We start from the raw sequence: 19,918 nt of genomic DNA, 5'->3' as shown, positions 1-19,918 counted from the left end.
CGCTCTCGGTGCCGGACCCGAACATGTTCGAGGGTGCGGTGGAGCTGTACTCGGCGGCCAGCGCGCCGGCGCCCGGTCCGGACGCCGACCACGAGGGCAACTGGAAGGACGTCGGCGTCACCGCCGGCTACGTGGACTCCGGGCGCGGCTACGGCCTGGCCGACCTGGCCGTCGCCGTGGAGGCGGGGCGCCAGCACCGGGCCAACGACGAGGTCGCCCTGCACGTGCTGGACATCATGGAGTCGGTGCAGCGCGCCGCGGACTCGCGCACCTCGGTGGAGCTGACGACCACGTGCGAGCGTCCCGAGGCGATCGGCTCCCCGGTCGACCTGACCGTCTGAGCACCACCTCGGCACAACTCCTGCTGCCGCGCGCCGCAGCCTGGCTCGGTACGCACCGATGATCCGGCAACTTCCGGTGTTCGACCAGGAGCGAGGTGATGAGAAGGCGTTCATCCGTTGGCTCGAAGATCAATCACACAAGGGACGACAGCGGAAATGATCAACTGGTCCGACATTGAGCACTTCTTCAGGACTGAGGCGGTAGCCCACCTGGCCACCCTGGGCAAGGACGGAGGTCCTCGGTCGGTGCCCGTCTGGATCAGCTTGCACGGTGATCCAGGCGACAGCGCCGACGGTGCCCGACGCCTCGTCTTCTTCACCGCGGCGGGGGCGGCGAAGGATCGCAATCTCGTGCGCGACCGCCGCCTGGCACTGTCGATCACAGCTCCTGGGCAGTCGTTGAACATGGCCACCGTCCGGGGCGAGGTCATCGAACGGTTGACGGGAGCCGACGCCATGGTGCTCGTCGACCGGATCTCGCACGAGTACACCGGTAAGCCTTACTTCGAGCGTGAGGGCTTGGTTGCCTTCATTATTCACCCGACCGCCTGGTGGGCACACGATTTCTCCGTGGACGAAGGAGAGCGCACCTGAGGCAAGACAAGCCCGCAGAACGTCCGGGCTCACTCCTGTTCGAGGGGTGCGAGGGGGGAGGGACGGGCGCAGAACCGGGCCCGGCGCTGCTGACCGACGCCCCAGCATGCGGACCTGCGTGTCGCCTGGGCCAAGGACACCGCACCGAGCGCAGGTATTCAAACCGGGCTGCGGGCCGTCGCCCGCGGCGACATGAGCGAACCGCTCATGGGCCGAGGGTTGAGTAGATCCCGGGTGCACGACCGTGAACGGGTGCCCCTCCTCGCTCGCGACGAGCGCACCGCAGAGTGTGCAATCACACGACTATTCCTTCGACGCGGGATAGAGTGCCCCGCATCGAGCGGGAGGATGTGATCATGCGCCGAGCCAGAGCTGCCACGAACGACCCCGACGTGCCCACGCGCATCCTGGACGCCGCACTCACCGTCATCGCCGAGCACGGCCTGCACAAGGCCAGCCATGCCCGCATCGCCAAAGCGGCAGGAGTGTCACCGGGGTCGCTGACGTACTACTTCACCGGAATCGACGACATCTATGCGTGCGCTTTCACCAGACTCAGTGAAGGCATGTCTTCTCAGTACGAGGAGGACATGCGCAACGCGCGAGACAGCCGTGAAGCTGCATTCGCCGTAGCCGACTTGATCTGCGGCAACTACGCGGGACGCCAATCCATCGTTCTCATCTTCGAGCTGTACGCTTACGCCAACCACAACACCACGGTCGCAAAGCTCGCACTCGATTGGATGGTGCGCAGCCGGGAAAGCCTGGCCCGACACTTCTCCCCGACCGCCTGCAGGGCCATTGACGCTCTGGTGGAAGCCCTTCCGATGCACCGCACCTTTGAAGGTCGCACCCTCGATCGGGATGAGGCCGCCACAGCGGTGTTAGCGATTGCCGCAGCGTTTCCCAAAGAGTAAGGCCGCAACTTCAAAGGCTCGCCGTCATGCCACGCGCGAAAGCTCGCAAGGCTGGCGTGCAGGAGTTCAGCATGGTCGAGCCAACACTCGGCGAGGACGGCCAGGACTGTCGCCGATCCGCTGGAACGTGGCACTCGGCGCTCAAAGGGGCCGCCGCCAAGCGCATGGGTCCTGCAGCTCAGCTCAGTGGAGGATGGCCACGGCCTTGCCGCGGACCTCGAAGCGAGACATCGCGGCCAGTGTCGCGGGGACCTCCTCCAAGGAGATGGTTGAGGAGAGCATCGGATCCAGGCGGTCTGCCTCGATCAGTTCCAAGAGCTCCCTGAGCATCTTCGCCAGCTCCCGTCGAGCGCGCAGGTCTCCGTTCAGGTGAGCGGCACCCAGGGCGATCTCGTGCCAGGACACGCCGATGTTGAAAGCGGCCAGCTTCGTCAGGTCAGGCCCACCGGCGGTGGTCGCGATGCGACCAGAGAAGGCGAGGAGGGCGAGATTGGCGGTGGCAGAGCCAGTACCGACAGTGTCCAGAACCGCGTCGACTCCACGGTTGCCGGTGGCGCGCTTGACCGCCTGGTCGATGTTCTGAGTCTGGTAGTCGATGAAGACGTCCGCCCCTAGTGAGAGGACGAAATCCTCGTTGAGGCCGGCGTCGGTGGCGATGACACGGGCTCCGCGCAGCTTGGCCACCTGGGTGGCGTAGCCGCCGACACCGCCGGCAGCGCCCGTGATCAGGACGGTGTCCTCAGGGCCGACCCGCAGGCGGCGGTCGATGGCCTGGTAGGCGGTGAGTCCGGCCGATGCGACAGCGGCGGCAGCTTCGAAGGGCACCCCCTCAGGGACGATCGCCAACGCTGCGGCGTCAACGACCGCGTACTCGGCGAAGCCTCCACGCCGGCGCATGTCCGAGTGACAGGCCACCCGGTCCCCGACACGGAACTGGGTGATGCCCGGGCCCAGCGCGTCGACCGCGCCGGCCACGTCGATGCCCATCACCGCCGGCCACTGCACGCCGGGCACCTCGTATCCCGCACGCTGGAAGTCCGAGGGGTTCAAGCCGCTGGCGTGGACGGCGATCCGCACCTCTCCAGGGCCAGGATCGGCGATCGGGATCTCACCCACACGCATCGTCTGAACGTCACCGGGCTGATCGAGCAGGAGCGCACGCATGTTCAACTGTCCTTCCACGTTGGTTACTTTCACAGTCGGGGATCGACGACGACCTTGATCTCGTCGCCCCCGGAGGCCAAGGACGACAAGGCCTCCTCGAGGCCGTCGAGCCCGATGGTGCGTTCACGCATGGGCTCAGAACGCAGTTGACCGGACTCCATGAAGCTCATCGTCATGGCGAACTCGTGGTTCAGGTGGGCCAGCGAGGCTCGCAAGGTGATCTCCTTGGACAACCAGCTGAGCGGGGAGATCGACACCGCCCCGGTGGCCACGCCCACCATCACCACGGTGCCGCCGGGCCTGCTGAGCTCTACGGCGGAGCGCAAGGCGGATTCGGTGCCCACGCAGTCAAGAACCACATCGGCACCGATCCCCGACGTGGCTGCCAGGACGGCATCGCCTGCGTCGTCTGGAGCCACTGCCGTGTTCGCGCCCAGCTCCAGGGCCAGGGCCCGGCGCCTCGCGCGCGGTTCCACGACGGTAACGGCTCTGGCACCAGCCAGCCGCAGCATCTGCGCAGCGAACAGGCCCACCGGTCCAGCGCCGATGACGACGGCTGCGTCTCCCAGGCGGATGGGCTGCAGGCGCACGGCGTGGAGGGCGACCGTCGCCGGCTCGACCATGACGGCCTGCTCGTCGCTGACGCCGTCCGGCACCTGTACCAGGGCCTCGACAGGCATCGTGATCCGCTCTGCGTAGGCGCCGTGCTCGGGCGTGAGCGGGTGAGTGCCAAACGACAGGGCTGTTAGCTCAGCGCAACGCTCGGCGTGGCCGGCCAAGCACATGGGGCAGCGTCCGCAGGCAGGAGGAGTCGCGGCGATGACACGGTCCCCTCTGTGCAATCCGTGCACGTCGGAGCCGACGTCGACGACCGTGCCCACCCACTCATGGCCAGACAGGAAGGGCGGATAGCCTTCCCCGTCTCGGTAAGCGCTGACATCGGATCCGCAGATCCCGCACAGAGCGATGTCGATGACCGCCGTACCCGGGGCCGCGATGCTCGGGCGGGAGAAGGTCTTGAACTCCAGCTGCCTCCGGCCGCTGATGATGCCCGCACGCATGCTCTCTCCTCCACTCGCGTGAGTTGTTGACTTCAGCAGTGAACCCCTCGGTGTCACTCGGTGTCAACTAGCGTCTGGATGCCAATATGCGCCTCGTGGTTAGACTGGTGCCGTGAGCGCGCGAGGTGGGACGTGGGACGAGAGTGAGGAGTCGACCGACCTGCGTGTCCGGCGCAGAGTGGAGCTGCGGGCTCATGTCGTCCGTGTCGCCACCGCGCTCTTTCGCGAGCGGGGCTACGAGCCGGTGACCGTCGATGAGATCGCCCAGGCGGCCGGAGTGTCCAAGCGCACCCTGTTCCGGCACTTCTCCTCCAAGGAAGAGATCCTCCTGGGCAATGCCCGTCAGCTCGGTCAAGAGCTCGCCAGGCTCGACCTGGCGGCGATGGACGCGCCGGCCGTCCTGGGCGCAGTGGAAGACATCTACGCCGCCATGCTCGAGCGCATGGTCGCTGATCAGACCGCGCTGCAGGTGCAGCAGGTGATCGGCCAGAGCGAGCGGCTGCGGCAGGCGGCGCACTCTTTGCACCGGGAGTTGATGGACGACCTGCGCATCCACCTCGCCCAGACCGGTGGTCCTGACGGCGGTCTGATCGGACGCCTGGTCATCGAGATATCGACGGGGACGTTGCACGCAGCGCTCGATGAGTGGGTCGGCGCCACTGGCCACGAGATGGACCTGCGTCAGCTCTACCAGCGGGCTCGTGCGCAGGCTCGCCAGCTCCTGCGGTGATGCCTCAAGGTGTAAGCACCCTCCTGCCACTGATAGAAGCCGAGCGAGCAGGCCGAGCCTGCCGAGAAGGTGGCGGACCCGTTCAAGCCGCGGCCACCAGCAACACAGTCGCGGCCGCACCCCCCAGGTAGGCGTGACGCCGCCACTCACATGCCGCCCAGGTTGGGAGCCTCAGCGGCCGAGCCCTCGCGCGATCGCTCGCGGACGACGCGCGGATCGAGCGTGAGGCAGCCGGGCATGAGTCGACGACCGGCCGAGTCGCCTGGCGGCGGTCACTCCTGCGCGGCGTCGTACTGCTGTTGTGCTTGCTGCACCTGAGCCATGTGCTCGACCGCCCAGCGCTCCAAGGCTGCGATCGGCGCACTCAAGGTCCGGCCGAGATCGGTGAGTTCGTACTCCACGTGGGGCGGGACGACCGGACGCACCGTGCGCTTGACCAGGCCGTCTCGTTCCAGTCCGCGCAGAGTCTGAGCCAGCATCTTCTGGCTGATGCCGTCGACCTCCTGCAGCAGGTCCTTGTGGCGCTTCACGCCCTCGCCCAGGGAGCCCACGATCAGGATCGTCCAGCGGTCCCCGATGCGGTCCAGCGCCTGACGGCTCGGGCAGTCGCGCATGTAGGGGTTGAAGATCGGCTGGGGCGCCACCTGATCACTCTCCTCTTGGTGCCTATCAGACCTTGAAGTGCTCACTTACTGTGGGGAACACACTCTCCGATGGAGTGTTTAAGCGCAACAGAAGGTCGCGACCGGGTACGCCCACCAGCTAGCGGCCAGGAAGGAAGGTGACACCCCATGCTCGCACCGCCCGGCAGCGCCCCCGACCCTCAGATGGGCCTGAAGGTCGCTGACTACCGGCACCTCATCGACCTAGGCGCTCCGCTGGAGAGCGGGTCGCCGCAGGAGACCTCCACCTCATCCCTGATGACCGCGCCCGAGATCACCGCGCTGGGCAGCTCCGAGCACCTCTCGCAGGAGGAGCTGGCCACCGTCATCCTCGGCTTGCTGGCGGACCAGGACGCCGCGACGCGATCGAAGTTGTCGATCGAGGACCTCGCCGAGGTGCCGGCTGACCAGGCGGCTGAGGTGCTGCGGGTGGTGCTGACCGTCCGACCCGCTGAGCCGCTGCCGGCCGCCGTGGACGGCCTGCTCGCCACCTGGCTGCACCGCCAGGCCCAGCGCCGCGCACCTGTGGACCCACGTCGGCTGCAGACACTGGCCGAGGTCGCCCCCGGCACCGCCTACCCGGTCGCCGACCGCACAGCGCTGTGGCGAGGAGACATCACCACCTTGGCCGCCGACGCCATCGTCAACGCGGCCAACTCCGCCCTCCTGGGCTGCTTTCACCCCGGCCATGCCTGCATCGACAACGCCATCCACGCAGCAGCCGGGCCGGGGCTGCGGGCTGACTGCGCCACGATCATGGCCGCCCAGGGGTACCCGGAACCCACCGGCACCGCCAAGGTCACCCGCGGCCACCACCTACCGGCCCGGTACGTGCTGCACACCGTCGGCCCCATCGTGGATGGCCCGCTGCAGCAGCGCCACGAGAGGGCGCTGACCGCGGCCTACCGCTCCTGCCTGGACGTGGCCGCCGAGGTGGGCGCCCGGACCGTGGCCTTCTGCTCCATCTCCACCGGCGTCTTCGGCTACCCCAAGGCCCCGGCCGCCCACACCGCGCTGACCACCGTCGCCGAGTGGCTGCAGGCCCGACCCGGCGTCTTCGACCTGGTCGTGTTCGACGTCTTCAGTCCCAGCGACGAGAACTTGTACCTCGACGCCGTGACCTCCTGGAGCTGACTCCCGATGACCCGCCATCCTTCCCCCAATCCTCGAGAACACCGCCCCAAGCGGCAGAGGGATCACAACCACCAGAACCACCACAACCACTACGTGGACCGTGATCACCACGTGGGCCTCGACGCCGCGCTGGAGCAGGCCGCCACCTGGCTGGCTCAGGCGGACAAGATCCTGCTCACCGCCGGCGCCGGGCTGTCGGCCGCGGCCGGGTTCGACTACACCGACACCCAAACCTTCGCGCGGGTCTTTCCCGGCTTCGCCGCTCGCGGCTACCAGGCGCAGTACCAGATGATCGGCCGCCCCCTGCCGCCGCAGGAGCTGTGGGGCTACTGGCTCACCCACGCCCAATACGTCCGCTTCAGCCCCGGCCCGAACCCCACCTACACCCGGTTGCGGTCCCTGATCGGGCAGGCGGATCACTTCGTCTACACCTCCAACGTCGATGCGCTCTTCGCCCGCAACGGCTTCGCGCCCGACCGCGTCTTCAGTCCCCAAGGCGACTACGCCTACTACCAGTGCACGGGGCCCTGCACCCGTCAGGTGTGGTCGACCCGCGATCTGATCGACCGGCTGCTGCCGCTGATCGACCCCGCCACCGGAGCCATCACCGCCACCTCGGACCAACTCCACGCCGCCGGCGGCTTGCCCCGGTGCCCCGCCTGCGGCGGTCCGGTCTTCCTCAACGTCCGCATCGACGCCTCCTTCATCGTCGATCACTTCCTGCCCACCGGTCAGCAGCTGCAGACCTGGCTGAACACCGACCCCGACGCGCGGGTGGTCGTCCTGGAGATCGGCGCCGGTTTCAACACCCCGTCGGTGATCCGCTGGCCCGGTGAACGCATCACCGCGGCCCTCCCACGGGCCCGGCTGATCCGCATCAACCCCAAGGACGCCGGCGTTCCCGAGCAACTGGCCGACCGAGCCCTCGGCCTACCCGTGGACGCCGGCCACGCCCTGGACGCCCTCGGCGCGCCCGCCGGCGGCTCCACCCTTCCCGCTCCCCTTCTTGTCCCGCATCAGGAGGAACGATGACCGATCACCGCAACGCCCCCGGCCTGGCCCTCACCGGCGCCACCGGCAAGCTCGGCGGACGAGTCGCCCGCCGTCTGGCCGAAGCCGGGGTCGCCCAGCGGCTGCTGGTACGCGAGCCCGCCCGGGCGCCGCAGCTACCGCAGGCGGTGCCGGTGCAATCCTTCTACGCCCACACACCGGCGGTAGAAGCAGCCCTGGCCGGAGTCCAGACGCTGTTCATGGTCTCGGCCGCTGAATCCCCGACCCGTCTGCAAGAGCACCGCGACTTCATCGACGCAGCCGTCGCCGCCGGGGTGAAGCACCTGGTCTACGTCTCGTTCTTCGGTGCGGCGCCGCAGGCCACGTTCGCCCACGCTCGTGACCACTTCCACACCGAGCAGTACCTGCGGGCCGCCGAGGCCGCCCACGGGGTGCAGTGGACGTTCCTGCGCGACAACTTCTACGCCGACTTCCTGCCCGAGCTGGTCGGAGAGGACGGTGTGCTGCGCGGCCCTGCCGGCACCGGGCGCGTGGCGGCCGTCGCCCAGGACGACATCGCCGACGCCGCGGCCGTCATCTTGCGTGAGCCTGCCGCCCACGCCGGGCGGACCTATGACCTGACCGGCCCTGAGGCCCTCAGCCTGGCCGAGGTCGCGGCCATCATCACCGAGGTCACCGGCCGCGCTGTCAGCTACCACGACGAGAGCGTGCAGGAGGCTTACGCCTCCCGAGCGGGCACCGGCGCGCCGCAGTGGCTGCAGGACGCCTGGGTCTCCACCTACACCGCCATCGCCGCCGGCGAGGTGGCCCAGACCACCGGCGACATCGAGCACCTCACCGGCCACGCGCCCCTGACCCTGGCCGAAGTCCTTCGCCGGGCTGCTCAGCACTGACTCCTCTCACCTGCAACGACTCAACCGGAGAGCCCTCTCGTGAATCACCGCGTGAACCGACGCAACCTGCTCCTGGGAGCCCTGCTGATCCCGGCCACCACCGCTATGGCTGCCTGTGGTGGTGGCGACCTGCTCAGCACAGACAGCGTGACCGATGCCGCTGGCGACAGCGCCACCATCGTGGTGGGTTCGGCCAACTTCCCCGAGAGCGAAGTTCTGGCCGAGATGTACGCCCAGATCCTGGAGTCGAAAGGACTCAGCGTTCAGCGGCGCTTCAGCATCGGCTCCCGGGAGATCTACGTGAAAGCTCTGCAGGACGGCTCCATCGACTTGATCCCGGAGTACAACGGGGCGCTGCTGACCTACCTCGCCGGTGACCAAGAGGTCGACGCCCTCACCACCCAAGACGTCCAGGCCGCGTTGCAGGACCGCTTGCCCGCGGGATTGACGCTGCTGCAGCCGGCGCAGGCGCAGGACAAGAACGAAGTTGTCGTCACCGCCGAGACCGCCCGCAAGTACCAGCTGAGCACCATCGCGGACCTGGCTCCCCACGCTGCTGACTTTGTGATCGGGGCCGGGCCGGAGTTCCAGGAACGTCGCCAGGGCCTTGTGGGCCTGCGAGAGGTCTACGGGCTGACCTTCTCCTCGTTCACCGCTTTGGACGCCGGCGGGCCCATCACCATCCAGGCCCTCAAGCAGGACCGCGTCCACGTCGCGAGTTTGCTGTCCACCGACCCAGCCATCCAGCTCAACGGCTTCGTGCGGCTCACCGACCCCGAGAACCTGTTCGGCGTGCAGAACGTCCTGCCTCTGGTGCGCACCGCCAAGAACGATGACACCGTGTCGGCGGCACTGAATAAGCTGGCGGCGGTGTTGACCACCGAAGACCTGACCGCCGCTCTGGGTCGTCTGACCATCGATCACGACAGCATCGCGGACATCGCGGCGGATTACCTGCGCGATGAACAGCTGGTGTGACTCGGTCCTGTCACAAGGCGTGCCCGTCCGCACGGGCATGGCCAGCCAGGGGCGGTCAGCTTCGACTTCGCGGTTGAGCCGAAGAGTGAGCGGTCGGCTGGCTCCTCCTAGGGCCGCGGGGTGCCTCAGCCGCAGTGCGTCAGCAGCAGTGCGTCGTCTTCGACCTCGACGACACCCTGCTCACCACCGACTCCTTCGCCCGCCTCCTGACCCACCCGCTGCGCCGCTCCCCCGCACGCCTGGCCCTGGTGGCGCTGAGCGCCCCGGCGTGGCTAACCCTCGGCGCCCGGCGCACCCGCCGGATCCACGCCGAGCGCCTCGTCGTCTGGGCGGCCACCGTCGGCCTGCACCCCGCCCGCTTCCACGAGCTGCTGCGCGCCTTCGCCGCCGAGCACGCCGGCCCCGGCGGCGGCCGGCGCATCGACCTCGCGCTGGCTCGCCTGCACAAGCACCTGAGTGCCGGGGACCGCGTCATCATCGCCACCGGCTGCGCGCAGCCCCTGGCCCGCGCGCTCTGCGACGCCCTGGGGCTCCAGGACCTCCAGGTCGTGGCCAGCGCCTTTACCGCCCACCGCTGGCGCCTTCCGCAGGCCGTGCCCGCCCGCGGCCAGGCCAAGGTGCGCGCCCTGCGCGCAGCCGGCGTCGAGCTGCCCGTGGAGCACGCCTACTCCGACAGCCTGGCCGACCTGCCGCTGCTGCGGGCCGCCCGCACCGCGCACCTGGTGCGCCCCCGCGCCCGCGAGCTGCCCGCGCTGATGGAAGCGCTCGGCGAGGACGTGGAGGTGCTGCGCTGAGCGCCGCACGCCCCACCCCGGCGCGTGCGGCCCGCGACGCGCCCGGCCCCCAGCGCGTCGGAACGCACGGCGGCCGCCGGGTCCAAGGACCCAGCGGCCGCCGTGCTGCACGAACGTGCTGATCGACCCGGCAGTCGCCTCTCGGCGAGTGGCCACTCGAAGTGGCGGAAGGTGAGGCCCGGGGACATGCAGCAGGTCGATCACCCCCTACAAGCACCGGCACCGCACCGGCATTCCCCCCGCAGCCCTCACCCACCTCCTACGTCCGACCGCCGGTCGCACCCCCTTCGCTCCCAGCTGGTGCTTCCTGGGAGCACGGGTGGAGGCAGGCGTGGTCCGGCGCGGCGGCCGCGGCCGTGCCGCCGCTGCTGTCGGCGTCAGCCTGTAAGAGTGGAGGGGTGACGACGTGGCCCTCCCCGCGCCGCCGCGTGAGCGCTGCGGCTGCAGCCGGCGCCGTGGCGGCGGTCCTGCTCGCCGGGTGCACGTCCGGCACCTCCACGACCGCGGCCAGCTCCTCGCCCGCAGGAGCGAGCGGCACGAGCTCACCGGCCAGCCCTCCGTCGGATGCACCCGCCCCCGCTGCCACCTCCGTCCCGTCTGAGCCGCCCGCGAGCGCCGCACCCGCAGCCGGCGCACCTGCCGGGGCACCGGCCGGCGGCGCGCAGGCGCCGACCGCCCTGGCGGTCTTGGCCACTCTGGAGGTCAAGGGCCGGGCACCCAAGAGCGGCTACAGCCGTGAGCAGTTCGGCGACGGCTGGGTCGACACGGACGGCAACGGCTGTGACAGTCGCAACGACGTCTTGGCCAGGGACCTGACCGGTGAGAGCTTCAAGGCCGGTACCCGCGAGTGCGCCGTGGTCACCGGCACCCTGGCCGACCCCTACAGCGGCAAGAGCATCGCCTTCACCCGGGGTGAGGACACCTCCTCGGCGGTGCAGATCGACCACGTCGTGGCCCTCTCCGACGCTTGGCAAAAGGGCGCCCAGCAGTGGGAGGCGGCCAAGCGGGTCGCCTTCGCCAACGACGGCCTGGAGCTGCTGGCCGTCGACGGGCCCCTCAACGGGCAGATGGGCGACGGGGACGCGGCCACCTGGCTGCCGCCCAACCGCTCCTACCGCTGCGCCTACGTCGCCCGGCAGGTAGCGCTCAAGGCCACCTGGGGGCTGTGGGTTACCGCCGCCGAACGCGACGCCATGGCCCGGGTGCTGGCCTCCTGCCCGGATCAGCCGGTGCCCACCGATGCGGCTTCCAACGCGACGGTCAACGGGGTGGGTACTGGCAGCAAGGCAGGAGCGGTACCCGCTCCTGCGCCCGCCCCAGCCACCTCGAAGCCTGCGCCCACGGCGGCGCCAGCAGCACCACCGGCCGCGAGCGGACCGCCCGCCGCACCGGCGCCGACCGCGGCGCCGCAAGGCGGCGCCGTCGTCTACGCCAACTGCGACGCGGTGCGCGCTGCCGGCGCCGCACCGATCCACACCGGTCAGCCCGGCTACAGCCGCAAGCTCGACCGCGACGGCGACGGCATCGGCTGCGAGTGACCTCGCCGGCCTGTTCGGGCCGGTGCCGCGTGGTCGCGTCCGGCGCTGGAGCTTGCGTCGACAGGCGTCCGACGGTTGGGCCGCCAGTCGCTGACCACGTCTCAGCGCTCCACCACCGCCGCCGCTGAGTTCCGCGCCGCGGTCGCGGAGAGTCTGCTGTGCCGCAACGTCATCTCATCCCAGGCGTTTCACCCTGATACCAAATGGGCGTCGACGGCGGGGCTGAGCGTGCCGTTCGGTGACGTCACTACTGACGTCCTCGCTGACGTCGCCACTGAAGTCAAGGCGGGCGTCGCCGTTGGCGTCGTGGCCGGCGTGGTCGATCAGTAGAAGAAACTCCGCCTGGCAACGAGTCACCGAGCGTTATCACCTGTTAGGATGGGGTTGTCCTACTCGATCGGTACGTTGCACCGCACCCATTGGAGGAGCTCCGATGAACCCTGAGGACCCGTTCGGCCCCGTTCCCTCGTGGTCAGTCCTTGGCGTCGGCCTGCTCATCCTTGCGCTGGTGGTGCTTGACGCCGCCGACCGCGTCTACTCGGACCTGCGTGACGACAGTCGTGGCGCCCTTCAGCGCGACCTGGAGGCCCTGCTCGAGCGCATCCTCAGAACCCGTACCGCCAGGAGGGGTCGCCGTGGACGCGGCACCCTGACCGCGCGCCGGCGCCGCGAACGAGCCACCTGCCCGCAGGTTCCGTGGCGCCTGACCGCGGTTCCGCTGAACAGCGAGCTGCGCCGGCTGGCTACCCATCTGGAGGGCCAGGTCGCCCTGGTGCGCGAACGGCTCGCCGATCCCATGCACGCCCACGCGCACCCGGAGGGGCACACGCTGCTCGCGGAGGTAGACGCCCTCACCGGCCAGGCCGAGGAGCTGCTGCGCACCTGGTCGCAGCTGCCCCCGGCGATCCGCGAGCAGGTCACCAGCAGCGGCCACACCGGCACCGAGCTGGCGGTGGAAGGGCTGAGGTCCCTCATCGCCGGCGCCGAGGAGCTGCAGGAGCGGACTTTCGCCGCGGACCTGCGCTCCATCGACGTCCTGCGCCGCTACGCGGACGCCAAGTACGCACCCCCCGCCCTGCACCTGTGATGAGCACCGAGAAGAGCGCCATGAATTCCCTGGTCCACGAAATCGTGCAGTACCTCAACGTCCGCGACCCCCAGATCGCCGATGAGGTCCGCACCCGCATCCTGGGCGGCCGCGACACCTCCCCCGGGAAGCAGGACGAGTCGCCGCACGGGCAAGCCTCGCCCAGCGGACCGGTCTACCGGGTCCTGCAGTGGCTGCTGTTCATCGTCGGCGGCCCGGCGTTCGCCTTCCTGACGGCCATGCTCACCACGCAGAACCCGCGACAGGTGGAGATCCTCTTGCTCACCTGCCTGGTGCTGCTCAGCTTCGGTGCTGTGCTGAACCTCGGTGTGCTGCGCACCGTCCGCCAGTGGACGGTGAGCTCGTTCCTGGTGTGGAGCGCTGCAGCCCACGCGATCCTGGCCGTCCTGCTCTCGCAGATGTCCTGAACCGGAGAAACCCGTGACGATCCTGACGCGCGCCACCACCCACGGCGACCTCGCGAGCGGCACTGCCACCGGTGCCCACGTCCTGCGCCGGCACTGGCGCACCGGACGTGTCCTGCTGAGCGCCGCCCAGGACGAGCGGGCTTGGGGCGTCGAAGAGGACGAGGCTGAGGAGCTACACCGTGAGCTGCTGGCCCGAGCGTTGGTCGAGGGCGACCGCGCGGGCGCGCAGCAGCACCAGGGCCTGCTGCAGCTGCGCCGGGCGCTGCGGCAGGTCGAGCACCTGGACGTGCACCACCGGGCCGCCCTGTGCGCGCCCGGGGAGCTGCCGAGGCTGACGGTGGACCACCCGGCCGTCGAGGCCACCCACGAGGTCCTGCGCCGCGGTGCACCGGACTGCGCGTGCAACGAGAGCTACTACAGCCGCGTCGTCGACGACGAGGCCCTGCCCGCCATCGTCCGCGCGATCGCCTGGCGGCTGCGGGAAGCGCACCAGCAGCTGGCCGCTCGTGCGCAGGCGCACCACTGGGCCCGCAGCCTCATCCAGCCTGTCGACGCCAGCGGTGCAGACGGCACGACGACGCCCCGGTGCGGTGCGGTGATTCTGGACACCGAGACGCACGAGCTGCACGGTGCGGTCATCGAGTTGGCCGTGCTGGACGCCGCGACCGGGCAGGTGCTGCTGAACACCCTGGTCAACCCCCACCGCCCCATCGCCCCAGCCGCACAGGCCGTGCACGGCATCAGCGACGCCGACGTGGCCGGCGCCCCCGACCTGGCCGAGGTGTGGCCGCAGCTGCTCACCTTCCTGGCTCGGCGGCAGGTGCTGGCCTGGAACGCCACCTACGACGCGCAGGTGCTCACCCAGGCCGCCACCGACGCTGGACTGCCCTGGCCCAGCGAGCTGTCCACCGACGCCGCGCGAGGCCACCTCGACCCCGTCACGGGCTTGCCGCCGGCGTGGCGGTGCCTGATGCGCACCGACGCCGCGTTCCGGATGAGCCAGCGCTGGCACGCCCTGCGCGGCAACCACCGCGCGATCGGCGATTGCCGCGCCGCTCTGCAGCGGCTGCACGAGCTCGCCGCCCCCGGCGCAAGCCGCACCCCTCACCGCGTCCCCGCTCCTGTCCCCGCCCGCCGCCCGAAGGCGACGGGCAGCACGACGACCACCACCACGACGGCCACCACGAAGGAGAGCCACCGATGAACCACGAGCACGAGTCCCACCGCTCCTCCGGCGCCCACGGCGACGACGTCCTCAGCGCCCTCGAGCAGCTGCTCGACGCGCGCATCACCGCTCACGACCACGACGAGCAGCTGCTCAGGACCCACCCCGAGACCCACCCCGACACCCACCCCGACACCCACGCAGAGCTTTCCGGTACGCCGGCGCCCACCGCACGGCCGGCGACGACGCTCGTCGAGCACACCGCCCGCCCGATGACCTTGGGAGACCTGCGCCGGGCCACGGTCGGCCTGCCCGACGACATGCCGCTGTTCGCCGACGTCGCCCTCGACCCCGGCAGCATCGACCTGCACCGCCACGTGGTGCTCTCCGCCGGACACGCCACCGCCGAGCTGGCCGATGGCGAGGAGATCATCGAGCCCGTCCTGGCGCTGCGCACCGACTTCCCCACCGGCACCTACGAGGTGCCCGCCGACGTCGCCTGCCGCGATACCGGCGACGATGCTGGTCAGGGTGCGGGGCACGAGCCGCGCTGAGCCGCGCCCCCGCCACGAGCGACGAGGACCCTGTCTGCCCATGAGCTCTGCCCGCTGTGCGTCAGGCGTGGACCAGGACGCGCAGCTCGCCGCGATCGGCGAGCGCGTCCGGCAGCTGCGGGAGCAGGCCACGTCGGCGAACACCTGGCGGGCCTACCATTCCGACTTCACCCGCTGGGCGCGCTGGGCCATCGAGCACCAGCTGCCGGCGCTGCCTGCGCGGGCGCAAGACCTGGCCCTCTACCTCGAACAGGCCGCCGGGGGCGAGCAGGAGGCCGGAGCGGCGCGGGCGGTGTCCCCCGCCACCGTCACCCGCTGGGTCTCCTCGATCCGCTGGGTGCACCGGCACACCGGGCACCCCGATCCCACCACCGACCCCGCTGTTCAGAAGGTCCTGGCCGGGCTGCGCCACGCTGCGCCGCCCCGGCGACGCAGCGCACCACCGTTGGGTGTCTCCGAGGTCGAGCGCGTCCTCGCCGCCATGGACGCCTCCCCCACCCGCGGGCAGGCCCTCGCCGAGGTGCGCGACCGCGCCCTGATCCTGCTGGCCTTCGCCACCGGCCTGCGCTCCGCCGAGCTGATCGCCCTGCGCATGGAAGACCTGGAAGCCGCGCCGTCGGGCCTCACCATCCACATGCGCAGCAGCCGGCAGCCCGGCCAGGGCGGCGACGGCGCCGTCCGCGACGTCACCGTGCCCCAAGGCGGCCGCCCTCACCTGGACCCGACCCTCGCGCTCGAGGCATGGCTGCTGCGCTTACGCGCCGCCCTGGCTACCCACCCCGATCCGGCTGGCATGGCACCCGACCACCCGGACGCGACGTCAGCCAAGCCCAGCACCGGTGAGCAGATCGGCGCGCTGCTCACCGAGCTCGCCGGGCCCGTCTTCCGCTCCATCACCCGCCACGGCCGCCTCGGCGCCCAAGGCCGCCCGCAGGCGCCCCCGGACACACCGCTCGGCCACAACGCCGTCCGGCAGATTATCGCCCGCCGCTGCCGAGACGCCGGACTGGAGGTCGGCGCGGGCGAGCGGTACTTCTCTGCCCGCTCCACTCACGTGAGCGCGAAAATCTAAGCGACCGGGGGTGCCCGTGTCCCACCAGGGCTTAGGTGCGGTGTATGTCAGGGCATTGAGGCTTTGCCACTAGTTGATGATCATTGCTGGCGAAGGCTCACTGGCCACCCTGAGCCAACGAACACAGAAGGGGTGGAGCCACATGGCTCCGCTGCCTCCATTGTGCTAGGTATGGCCAACAGGAAACGGGGCGCTTAACAGCGCTGGGTCAGCTACTGCCGCTAATCGAATTCATCCGTCTAATCCTCAGAAACAACCTCATCCCACCCGCCTACGTCTTCAGGGTTGTAATCCCAATTCACGCTCCATAGCGAGATGAGAGCATTGATGGAATCGCCATTCCCGAATCGCAAAGTGATTGGCGCATAGTCAGGGAGGCTGTTCTCGCAGTAGAAAGAAACGGACACCTTTGTAGTAACTTGCGGCTCGACCCTGATCGGGTTCGTAACCTGGGAAGTGCAATTACGCTCATCGAAGCTGAGCGGAAGAAACTCTCCAGGCGAGACATTCCTGGTAATTTTGGGGTCGATCATTCCGACCATGACGTCGGTTGCCATTAAGCCCTCATTAACCACCGCGATCTCTGAGATTGTTCGGATGCCGACCTCATCCATTGAGCCTGTGACTAAATGAGCGGTCCTCCCGAGGTGCGGCCCCTCATGCTCAACAACATCCGTGTTTCCGACGAGCACAGGCACAGCACCTTGCAGCCGCGTTTCCTCGAGGCTTGCCTCAAGCCCTTGTCTGGCCAGGTCGATGGACGTCTTGGCGTCGGCATTAGATCTCTGCGCCTCCTGTGCCGCTTGAACGGAAGCCAATGCGGAGACCACCGACGTGGCTAGAGCCGCCAGCGTTAGGACGACGACGGTCACCTCACCCCCGAATCGCCAGTCATCTCGACTGCGAGACGTGAACCATCCGTCGACTGCACTGACTTTGCCCTGAACCCAAGACCGTATCGACACCAGCATGACTGTAGTGACGCTGACGCTTGAGGAACGGGCTTTCGCATCAGTGCGCTCTTGTTAGTAGCGATCCACCGCTACTAACAAGGGCTCGATGCCGATGTCGTCTAGTTGTTGATGACATGGGCTGCTTGCCTACAACTACGCCCGGGGGCGTCGCTTGTGCTCGGCTCGTGCAAGGTCATAGTCCGCGTCGGTGAGTGAGGAAAGGTGCTTTACGGCGTCTCCTGACCAAGCGTAAGTAAGGCTATTGCTGTGCCTCCACGCGTACGTCGTATTGGCGCGAAGGTCCTGCTTCCAGCTGATTACGTTGAAGTCATGTGTTGTTAGTTTGCGACCCTTGCGACGCTCGTTTACCTTCGCAAGGAGTTGTGCGGCGCTATAAGGATGTGTCTGGTTCGGGTCAGTCTTCTTGAGTACAACCTGGCCGTCGGCCGTCGGAGACACGGCTACGACAAGGTCGGCGCTGGTCATCTTCTTCATCGACTGCATGTTGATGTCGTAGATTGTTGCAATCCGGCCCATGTCACTTCCGGCTGCCTCTGCCTCATCCATGTAGCGGCGCAGTTCGTCGATGAACTGTTGCACCTCGGCCACCATCGTCGCGTCCTTGTCGACGCGCATGAACTGCACGACGTCAGCCGGCGCTGTGGCACCTAGTGGCAGCAGTTGCCACGTCATCGAGTCGGCAAGGTCTCTTTTAAATCGGGCAAGCATGAAGTCTCGGTAGTTGAGCACATTCTGCTGCAGGAAGGGGTAGATTACAGCACCCAAGCCTTGAGCATTGTAGAGATGAATAGCGCGATCGCGATACTCGGACAGCGCTTTGATGTTCGCGGTCAAGGCGGGGCCGTCGAGTGGGGAGGGCCAAAGGCCACCTGAGGCCACCCGACCGAGCGCGTCATTCAACGTAATAGAGCGATACGGTGCATTTCGTTGCTTTGGGTAGAAGATGGTTCGACCCGATTGACGGAGGGTTGCCTTTAGTGCCAATTCCCACGCGTTGACGACGAGCATCACAGTTACTTCGTCTCGATACGTCATTTGCGGCTTATTGTAGACCTCGACGGCCGAAAGCATCGCCGCCATTGAGTTGCCTACAAGGCGTTTGATCGAGACGTAAGGAGCTGCCATCAGCTCGGCAGCCAGCTAGCGCGAAGGCTTAGCGGTCTTCTGGCCAACTTCACTGAGTTGTCTGGGGACTGTTGAAAAGCTGGCAGTCGGTCGCCGTGAGTCACAAAAGTTGAACTTAGCGCAGCAGAAGTTCTGTGTAAGGCAGTCGCAGTTGTTGGCGCGGCGAGGGGCGCTGCTGGTTGGTGCTGCTCCGGGCCCGGCAGCCTGGCGGGCTGCGGTGCCGGCATCAAGCCGGGCTCGCTGCGCTCGGGCTGCGCCTGCCCCAGCTCGCGGCTGCGCCGCGCCCTGCGGGTGACCCCGCCACCTGCGCCCGCCCGGGCCGGTGCCACCCGGTCGCAGCACCGTGTGCGGCTCCTGCGTCGCCGCCAGGACGGCGCTGACGCGCCGGCGTCCTGTTCGCTCCTGCCCCTCCCGGCGCTCGATCCTGACCGGCCGCACGGCGACGGCAAGTCGAGCGAGCGGAGCTCGACCCCGCCGGTCCAGACCATCTTGAGGCGGGCCGCTGCGCCCTCGTTCCTCGGCCGCTGACCGCGCGGCCCGCTCCAAGATCGTCTTCCCTGCGGGGCGTCCTCGACTCGCGGCTGCGCCGCGCCCTGCGGGTGCCTTCCGTCGTGCGCTCCGGTCCTGATCTCACATCGCCGGGAGGGGGCGGTGAGCGGTCGGCGGCGCCAGCCGACGACGCACTCACCGTCGCTCTCCGGCTCACCTGCTCGCACCGACCGGTGCCAGCACCGAGCAACGAGAGGACCCACCGTGAACAAGGCTCGCACCCTGGCGGACGTCACCGGCCTGGACGCGCTGCCCGTCGCCGCAGCGCTGATCGGCGAGCAGGCCGAGGCCGTGCGCGCGAGCACGCAGGCGTGGATCGCGTGGGTGCGCGGTGACGACACCATCACCGGCACCGCGCTGGCGGCGGCGCTGATGCACCACACCAGCCGCGACGCGCTGCTCGTCCTGGCCCACCGTGGCGGCTGGGCCGAGGGCGACCCCACCGCCCACCACACCGACCCCCTGACCGCCGAAGCCGCGGGCCGTCTGCTCGCCAACGGCGCACCGGACCCCGACGTCAGCGACCGCATCATCGACGGCGTCGGCCGCGTGCTCGACACGGCGACCCGCAACGACGCCGAGCACGCAGCCGCCCTGGCCGTGCAGGCGTTCATCGCCTGGGACCAGGACAACACCATCGCCGCCGAGCTGTGGGCGCGCGAGGCCATGCAGCACGACGACCGGTGCTCCCTGGCCCGCCTGGTGTACGCCGCCGTCTCGCGCGGCGTGCTGCCGGAGTGGAAGAACCGCTGACACCCCGTGCGGTGCTCCCGACGCTGTCAGCGTTGGGAGCACCGCACGCTCAGCGCCCGGCGCGGACACGGACGGCGCTGCGCGCCGGCGCGACGATTCGGGCGAGGGGCGCTGCGCCCCCTCGCGCTCCCCCGCCGGCGCGGCCGGCTGCGTGCGCGGGTCGTTCCCGGCGCGGCACCTCGTGAAGCTGTGCCCGGCTGGCGCACGCTTCGGTGCGACGAAGTGGTCAGGTGCCGTGCCAGCTGGGTGCAGCTGGGCCGGTGGGTCCCGTCGTCCACCTGTGAGCGGGACGAGCAGCGAAGCGGGGTGGCTCGTGCCGTCCACAGGTGGGCGAGGGGTGCTTACTGCACCACCGGCAAACGGCAGAGGCCCCGACGCGAATGCGTCGGGGCCT

General features: G+C 69.1%; 21 protein-coding genes and 1 pseudogene. 17 read left to right on the top strand and 5 right to left on the bottom strand.

All coding sequences use genetic code 11. The features are described 5' to 3' along the window. The 3 genes and pseudogenes from ACRYM2_RS19125 to ACRYM2_RS19115 all read left to right on the top strand — a co-directional run. Window positions 1-341, top strand: a pseudogene (locus ACRYM2_RS19125) (gfo/Idh/MocA family oxidoreductase); the annotation flags it as partial. Window positions 342-497: 156 nt separating this feature from the next. Continuing rightward, complete coding sequence (locus ACRYM2_RS19120) at window positions 498-935, top strand: pyridoxamine 5'-phosphate oxidase family protein (protein WP_432524018.1); 438 nt, start codon at window positions 498-500, stop codon at window positions 933-935. A 392-nt stretch (window positions 936-1,327) separates the two neighbouring features. Continuing rightward, the gene (locus ACRYM2_RS19115; protein WP_432524017.1) at window positions 1,328-1,852 is read left to right on the top strand and encodes a TetR/AcrR family transcriptional regulator; all 525 of its coding nucleotides are present in this window, start codon (window positions 1,328-1,330) and stop codon (window positions 1,850-1,852) included. Between the two features lie 183 nt (window positions 1,853-2,035). Here ACRYM2_RS19115 and ACRYM2_RS19110 read toward each other — a convergent pair whose 3' ends face one another. After that, entirely contained in the window at window positions 2,036-3,034 is a 999-nt protein-coding gene (locus ACRYM2_RS19110) for a zinc-binding dehydrogenase (RefSeq protein WP_432524016.1), read from the bottom strand. 11 nt (window positions 3,035-3,045) lie between these two features. Beyond that, a complete protein-coding gene (locus ACRYM2_RS19105) occupies window positions 3,046-4,077 on the bottom strand; it encodes a zinc-dependent alcohol dehydrogenase (RefSeq protein ID WP_432524015.1) in 1,032 nt (343 codons plus the stop codon). Between the two features lie 112 nt (window positions 4,078-4,189). Between ACRYM2_RS19105 and ACRYM2_RS19100 the strand changes: the two genes are divergently transcribed. Continuing rightward, the gene (locus ACRYM2_RS19100) at window positions 4,190-4,807 is read left to right on the top strand and encodes a TetR/AcrR family transcriptional regulator (protein ID WP_432524014.1); all 618 of its coding nucleotides are present in this window, start codon (window positions 4,190-4,192) and stop codon (window positions 4,805-4,807) included. A gap of 272 nt (window positions 4,808-5,079) precedes the next feature. Here the strand turns inward: ACRYM2_RS19100 and ACRYM2_RS19095 are convergent, their stop codons facing one another. After that, entirely contained in the window at window positions 5,080-5,421 is a 342-nt protein-coding gene (locus ACRYM2_RS19095) for a winged helix-turn-helix transcriptional regulator (protein ID WP_432524019.1), read from the bottom strand. 177 nt (window positions 5,422-5,598) lie between these two features. On the opposite strand from ACRYM2_RS19095, the gene ACRYM2_RS19090 reads away from it, so the two are divergent. From ACRYM2_RS19090 to ACRYM2_RS19035, 12 genes are all read left to right on the top strand, one after another. Further along, window positions 5,599-6,603 (top strand): macro domain-containing protein, encoded by a 1,005-nt coding sequence (locus ACRYM2_RS19090; protein ID WP_432524013.1) that lies wholly within the window; start codon window positions 5,599-5,601, stop codon window positions 6,601-6,603. 111 nt (window positions 6,604-6,714) lie between these two features. Next, a complete protein-coding gene (locus tag ACRYM2_RS19085; RefSeq protein ID WP_432524012.1) occupies window positions 6,715-7,635 on the top strand; it encodes an SIR2 family NAD-dependent protein deacylase in 921 nt (306 codons plus the stop codon). Beyond that, on the top strand, window positions 7,632-8,507 hold the full coding sequence (locus ACRYM2_RS19080) for an SDR family oxidoreductase (RefSeq protein WP_432524011.1): 876 nt from the start codon (window positions 7,632-7,634) through the stop codon (window positions 8,505-8,507). Before ACRYM2_RS19085 ends, ACRYM2_RS19080 begins: the two co-directional genes overlap by 4 nt. A 51-nt stretch (window positions 8,508-8,558) precedes the next feature. Beyond that, window positions 8,559-9,485, top strand: a complete 927-nt coding sequence (locus ACRYM2_RS19075) for an ABC transporter substrate-binding protein (RefSeq protein ID WP_432524010.1) — start codon at window positions 8,559-8,561, stop codon at window positions 9,483-9,485. A 134-nt stretch (window positions 9,486-9,619) separates the two neighbouring features. Next, the gene (locus ACRYM2_RS19070; RefSeq protein WP_432524009.1) at window positions 9,620-10,279 is read left to right on the top strand and encodes a haloacid dehalogenase-like hydrolase; all 660 of its coding nucleotides are present in this window, start codon (window positions 9,620-9,622) and stop codon (window positions 10,277-10,279) included. 686 nt (window positions 10,280-10,965) lie between these two features. After that, window positions 10,966-11,817 (top strand): GmrSD restriction endonuclease domain-containing protein, encoded by an 852-nt coding sequence (locus tag ACRYM2_RS19065; protein WP_432524008.1) that lies wholly within the window; start codon window positions 10,966-10,968, stop codon window positions 11,815-11,817. Window positions 11,818-11,892: 75 nt separating this feature from the next. Further along, window positions 11,893-12,147, top strand: coding sequence for a hypothetical protein (locus ACRYM2_RS19060; RefSeq protein ID WP_432524007.1), 255 nt, complete (start codon window positions 11,893-11,895; stop codon window positions 12,145-12,147). A gap of 178 nt (window positions 12,148-12,325) precedes the next feature. Next, window positions 12,326-12,904, top strand: a complete 579-nt coding sequence (locus tag ACRYM2_RS19055; RefSeq protein WP_432524006.1) for a hypothetical protein — start codon at window positions 12,326-12,328, stop codon at window positions 12,902-12,904. After that, window positions 12,904-13,332, top strand: coding sequence for a hypothetical protein (locus tag ACRYM2_RS19050; protein ID WP_432524005.1), 429 nt, complete (start codon window positions 12,904-12,906; stop codon window positions 13,330-13,332). Before ACRYM2_RS19055 ends, ACRYM2_RS19050 begins: the two co-directional genes overlap by 1 nt. 13 nt (window positions 13,333-13,345) lie before the next feature. Beyond that, window positions 13,346-14,536 (top strand): exonuclease domain-containing protein, encoded by a 1,191-nt coding sequence (locus ACRYM2_RS19045; RefSeq protein ID WP_432524004.1) that lies wholly within the window; start codon window positions 13,346-13,348, stop codon window positions 14,534-14,536. After that, window positions 14,533-15,051: a DUF6225 family protein gene (locus tag ACRYM2_RS19040; protein ID WP_432524003.1), complete on the top strand. Its 519-nt coding sequence runs from the start codon at window positions 14,533-14,535 to the stop codon at window positions 15,049-15,051. The genes ACRYM2_RS19045 and ACRYM2_RS19040 overlap by 4 nt, the downstream gene beginning before the upstream one ends. Before the next feature lie 67 nt (window positions 15,052-15,118). Then, window positions 15,119-16,123 carry a site-specific integrase gene (locus ACRYM2_RS19035; protein WP_432524002.1) on the top strand — a complete coding sequence of 335 codons (1,005 nt, stop codon included), beginning with the start codon at window positions 15,119-15,121 and terminating at the stop codon, window positions 16,121-16,123. Between the two features lie 239 nt (window positions 16,124-16,362). Here the strand turns inward: ACRYM2_RS19035 and ACRYM2_RS19030 are convergent, their stop codons facing one another. Together ACRYM2_RS19030 and ACRYM2_RS19025 are read right to left on the bottom strand one after the other, a co-directional pair. Next, window positions 16,363-16,995: a hypothetical protein gene (locus ACRYM2_RS19030; RefSeq protein ID WP_432524001.1), complete on the bottom strand. Its 633-nt coding sequence runs from the start codon at window positions 16,993-16,995 to the stop codon at window positions 16,363-16,365. A 234-nt stretch (window positions 16,996-17,229) separates the two neighbouring features. After that, window positions 17,230-18,222, bottom strand: coding sequence for a DUF3644 domain-containing protein (locus tag ACRYM2_RS19025; RefSeq protein ID WP_432524000.1), 993 nt, complete (start codon window positions 18,220-18,222; stop codon window positions 17,230-17,232). A 753-nt stretch (window positions 18,223-18,975) separates the two neighbouring features. On the opposite strand from ACRYM2_RS19025, the gene ACRYM2_RS19020 reads away from it, so the two are divergent. After that, window positions 18,976-19,524: a hypothetical protein gene (locus tag ACRYM2_RS19020; protein WP_432523999.1), complete on the top strand. Its 549-nt coding sequence runs from the start codon at window positions 18,976-18,978 to the stop codon at window positions 19,522-19,524. Window positions 19,525-19,918 lie beyond the last annotated feature (394 nt).

Source organism: Kineococcus aridisoli (assembly GCF_050871885.1).
In the GTDB taxonomy this organism is placed as follows: Bacteria; Actinomycetota; Actinomycetes; order Actinomycetales; family Kineococcaceae; genus Kineococcus.
Note: the sequence above shows the minus strand (reverse complement) of the source record. Positions and strands in the feature narration are given on the sequence as shown.

Excerpts from the sequence above, each read along its gene's own strand:
- ACRYM2_RS19120 (WP_432524018.1), top strand. The coding sequence starts at position 498 with ATGATCAACTGGTCCGACATTGAGCACTTCTTCAGGACTGAGGCGGTA.
- ACRYM2_RS19105 (WP_432524015.1), bottom strand. The coding sequence starts at position 4,077 with ATGCGTGCGGGCATCATCAGCGGCCGGAGGCAGCTGGAGTTCAAGACC.
- ACRYM2_RS19095 (WP_432524019.1), bottom strand. The coding sequence starts at position 5,421 with ATGCGCGACTGCCCGAGCCGTCAGGCGCTGGACCGCATCGGGGACCGC.
- ACRYM2_RS19090 (WP_432524013.1), top strand. The coding sequence starts at position 5,599 with ATGCTCGCACCGCCCGGCAGCGCCCCCGACCCTCAGATGGGCCTGAAG.
- ACRYM2_RS19080 (WP_432524011.1), top strand. The coding sequence starts at position 7,632 with ATGACCGATCACCGCAACGCCCCCGGCCTGGCCCTCACCGGCGCCACC.
- ACRYM2_RS19050 (WP_432524005.1), top strand. The coding sequence starts at position 12,904 with ATGAGCACCGAGAAGAGCGCCATGAATTCCCTGGTCCACGAAATCGTG.
- ACRYM2_RS19040 (WP_432524003.1), top strand. The coding sequence starts at position 14,533 with ATGAACCACGAGCACGAGTCCCACCGCTCCTCCGGCGCCCACGGCGAC.
- ACRYM2_RS19025 (WP_432524000.1), bottom strand. The coding sequence starts at position 18,222 with ATGGCAGCTCCTTACGTCTCGATCAAACGCCTTGTAGGCAACTCAATG.